Genomic DNA, 3,488 nt, shown 5'->3' with positions numbered 1-3,488 from the left:
GGGCCGGGTGGGGGTCCCCCCTGCTCGAGCGGAGCCGAGAGCTTGGGGGAGGCTGGTCTGGCGGGGACGGCTCGCATGCTCATACCTCCGGGCCGGCCTCCCAGTGCTCAGGCCCGGTCGGCGGCTGGTCTGACGGGGACGGCTCATCACAGGGTCGGTCGCTTCGCAGCCCCCACTGAACGGGAGCCGGCCGCGCGCGGGGCGCAGACACGGCGCACGGGAGCCACGCGCCACCCGTGCGGAGCAGAGCGGTCACCGGGTTCGTCGAGCAGCCCGGCTGCACACCGGGCGCAATGGCGCCTTCCGCTGCCGCCGGAAGGCTCCATTGCGGTGAATTCGGGGACCTGCCGCGTATTTCACTCCTTCGAGCCTGAAGGGGGAAATCCATGGACGCTGGGCAGTCTTCTGATGGAAGCTCGCAGATGTCCGCAGCGCGGATTCACAGGGAGGGGCATGATGACTGCCGACTGCGCCGTTCTGCAGGGCATAGCGCCGGTCGGATTCACCGAGTCAGCCACGTCGTGAAGCCGACGCCACGGGAGCGCGGGCTGGTCACCCTGATGACGCTCGCCGTGCTCGGCTATGTGCTGTTCGTCTCGGCCGTGGCCCCGGCCGATCCGCATGCGCTGCCGCCCCTCAAGGTGGGGGTTCTGCATTCCCACACCGGCCGGCTGGCAGGGACCGAGAAGCCGCTGAACGACGCGGCCCTGATGGCCATCGAGGAGATCAACACGCAAGGCGGCCTGCTGGGCCGGGAGCTGGTGCCGGTGCTGGCCGACGGGCAGTCCACGGGCAAGGGCTTCGCCAGAGCCGCCGAGCGCCTGCTGAGCAGGGAGGAGGTGCAGATCATCTTCGGTGGCTACGCCTCGGCCGCACGCCGCAGCATGATTCCCGTCATCGAGCGGAATAACGGCCTCCTCTTTTATCCCGCCGTCTACGAGGGCGGCGAGACCTCGCACCGGGTGGTCTATACGGGCGCGACGCCCAACCAGTACATCACCCCGGCCGTCCAGTGGTTCCTGGACAACGGCGCGCGCCGCTTCTTTCTCGTCGGATCGGATTACATCTATCCCCGGGTATCCCTGGCACTCGTCCATTCCCAACTCACCGCAGCGGGCGGCAAGGTGGTCGGCGAGGACTATCTCCCGCCGGACACCGACCAGGTTTCCCGTACGGTACGAAGAATTGTCCTGGCAAAGCCCGACCTGATCGTCTCGGCCCTCGCCGGCGCCACCAACGCCCCCTTTTTCACCCGGCTGCGGGAGGCCGGCGCCGACAGCGGGCGGCAGCGCGTTCCGGCGCTCAACCTCGTGGCCGACGAGTGGGAGCTGCGCTCCCAGACGGCCCGCAGCAAGGCGGGCGCCTATGTCGCCGGGGACTATGTCGCGGCGAACTACTTCGAGGAGCTGCCGGACGCCGCGAACGCCCGCTTCGTACGGGAGTTCAAGCGCCGCTCCGGAGCCCCGCATGTCTCGGACACCGTGGCCGCGGCGTACGCCGGGGTGCACCTGTGGGCCCACGCCGTCCGGTCGGCGGGCAGCGTGGAGCCGCGGGCCGTGCTGCGCGCCGTGCGCGGGGCCTCGGTACGGGCGCCGGGCGGCACGGTCTACGCCGACCGGGGGAACCGGCACCTGTGGAAGCGGGCCCGGCTCGGCCGGATCCAGCTGGACGGCAAGATCGAGCAGGTGTGGTCCTCGGAGGCCGTCATCCGCCCCTCGCCGTACAGCCCGTACCGCAGCAAGGAGGAGTGGGACCGCCTCGTCAGCCACCTCTACCAGGGGTGGGGCAAGCGCTGGACGCGCCCGCCGGGCGGGCCCGAACTCCCCCTGGAACCCCGGCCCGGCGCACCGTGAGACACCACAGGCTGTGGCTCCACTGGACGCTCTTCCTCGGCTCCGGCGCCGCGCTCGTGGCGGCGCGGACGGCCGGCCTGGCGACCGCGGCGCGGGGCGTGCTCATGGTCGCCGCGGCCATCGTGCTGGTGAACGCCGGGCTGCCGCTGGCCCGGCACGGCGTGCGGCACGTGGTGACGGAGCGGAACAGCGCGGTGCAGGCCGCGGTGTTCGCCATCGTCGGCTCGCTCTACGCCACGCTGGTGCACTTCTCCGTCGTGGTCGTCTACAACGACTACACCCGCGCCGAGGCCACCGTCGCCCAGGAGGCCAGCGCGCTGGCCGACCTGGAGCGGATGTCCAAGGGCTTCTCCGGCCCCGTGCAGCGGCAGGTGCAGGAGGCGTCGCTCACCTACGCGGGCATCGTCATCAACGACGAGTGGCCCGGCATGAGCGAGCGCGGCTCGGACCCGCAGGCCCAGGCGGCGCTGGCCGAGCTGTGGACGATCTACACCAGCATGGTCCCCAAGGACCGCCGCAACGCCCTGTACGGCCCGTCCATCGAACGCCTGGGCGCGCTCGACGACAGCCGCCGGGAGCGGCTGCGGGCCAGCGCGCGCGACGTGCCGGCCGTGGTGTGGCTGATGTTCTACTGCGGGGGCGTGCTCTGTGTGGTGATGGTCTTCTTCTTCGGCGTACGCCGCGACTGGGTGCAGCGGATCGTCGTCTCCGTGCTGGCGGCCGTGGTGTCCCTGTCCGCCTTCCTCGTCACGTCCTTCGAGCAGCCGTTCAGCGGCAGTGCGGCGATCACGCCCGACGCCTTCGAGACCGTACTGATCCATCTGCGGACCCGCGAAAGGTGACCCGCCCGTGTCCGAGCCCCCGTCTCCCCCGTCCGTCTGGCCCTTCGGCCGCCGACGCCGGTATCCGGTCGCGGACCGGCCCCCGGGGCCGCCGGCCGGGGTGGACGCGCTGCTGCGGTGGAAGATGAACCGGTGGTTCGACTGCCTGGACGCCGACGCCGACGGGCGGCTCGCCTTCCACGACTACGAGCTGGCCGCGCTGCGCGCCGCGCGGGCCTTCGGCCACCGGCCCGGCAGCCGGGAGCAGCGGCGGCTGCACTCCTGCTTCCGGAAGCTGTGGCGCCGCCACGAGCGGGGCGCCGGCCCGGAGACGGGGGCCCCGCTCGGCCGGGAGATGTTCGTGGCCCACCTCGCCCACGCCGTGACCGAGCGCCGCAGGGGGCTGGTCTCGGCCGTCAACGGGCTGTGCTGCGCGCTGGTGGACGTCGCGGACGAGGACGGCGACAACCAGGTGTGCGAGCGGGAGTACCGGGTGCTGCTGTCGGCGGCGTTCCGGCTCGCCTCGGAGCGGGATCTGCGCTCGGCGTACCGGACGCTGGACCGGGACGCGAGCGGGATGCTCGAGCACAACGAGATCCACGAGGCGTTCGTGGAGTTCTTCACGAGTACGGACCCCTCGGCGCAGGGCAACTGGCTGCTGGGAGCTCCACCACCGCGCCGCCCTCGCTAGTGTCCTGAGTCGGAGATTCGTCGTTGGTCTGGTGTGAGTCGTCCTGGACCGAAGATCCCGCCTGTTGTGCTGACTGATGCTGAGCGGGAGATGTTGCAATCATGGGTGCGTCGTCGTTCGAGT

3 protein-coding genes are annotated in these 3,488 nt (G+C 71.3%); all 3 read left to right on the top strand.

Going from position 1 to position 3,488, the window contains the following annotated elements:
- Positions 1 to 521: 521 nt before the first annotated feature.
- From G5C65_RS33825 to G5C65_RS33815, 3 genes are read left to right on the top strand one after another with little or no spacing between them, the layout of a single operon-like run.
- The gene (locus G5C65_RS33825) at positions 522 to 1,853 is read left to right on the top strand and encodes a transporter substrate-binding protein (protein WP_165302882.1); all 1,332 of its coding nucleotides are present in this window, start codon (positions 522 to 524) and stop codon (positions 1,851 to 1,853) included.
- A complete protein-coding gene (locus G5C65_RS33820) occupies positions 1,850 to 2,695 on the top strand; it encodes a bestrophin-like domain (RefSeq protein WP_165302881.1) in 846 nt (281 codons plus the stop codon). The genes G5C65_RS33825 and G5C65_RS33820 overlap by 4 nt, the downstream gene beginning before the upstream one ends.
- 7 nt (positions 2,696 to 2,702) lie before the next feature.
- Complete coding sequence (locus G5C65_RS33815; protein WP_165302880.1) at positions 2,703 to 3,365, top strand: EF-hand domain-containing protein; 663 nt, start codon at positions 2,703 to 2,705, stop codon at positions 3,363 to 3,365.
- Positions 3,366 to 3,488: the final 123 nt, after the last annotated feature.

Origin of the sequence: Streptomyces boncukensis, assembly GCF_011045075.1 — a bacterium.
Lineage (GTDB): Bacteria > Actinomycetota > Actinomycetes > Streptomycetales > Streptomycetaceae > Streptomyces > Streptomyces boncukensis.
The sequence above is the reverse complement of the archived record's forward strand: the minus strand, read 5'-3'. Positions and strand labels throughout refer to the sequence as shown.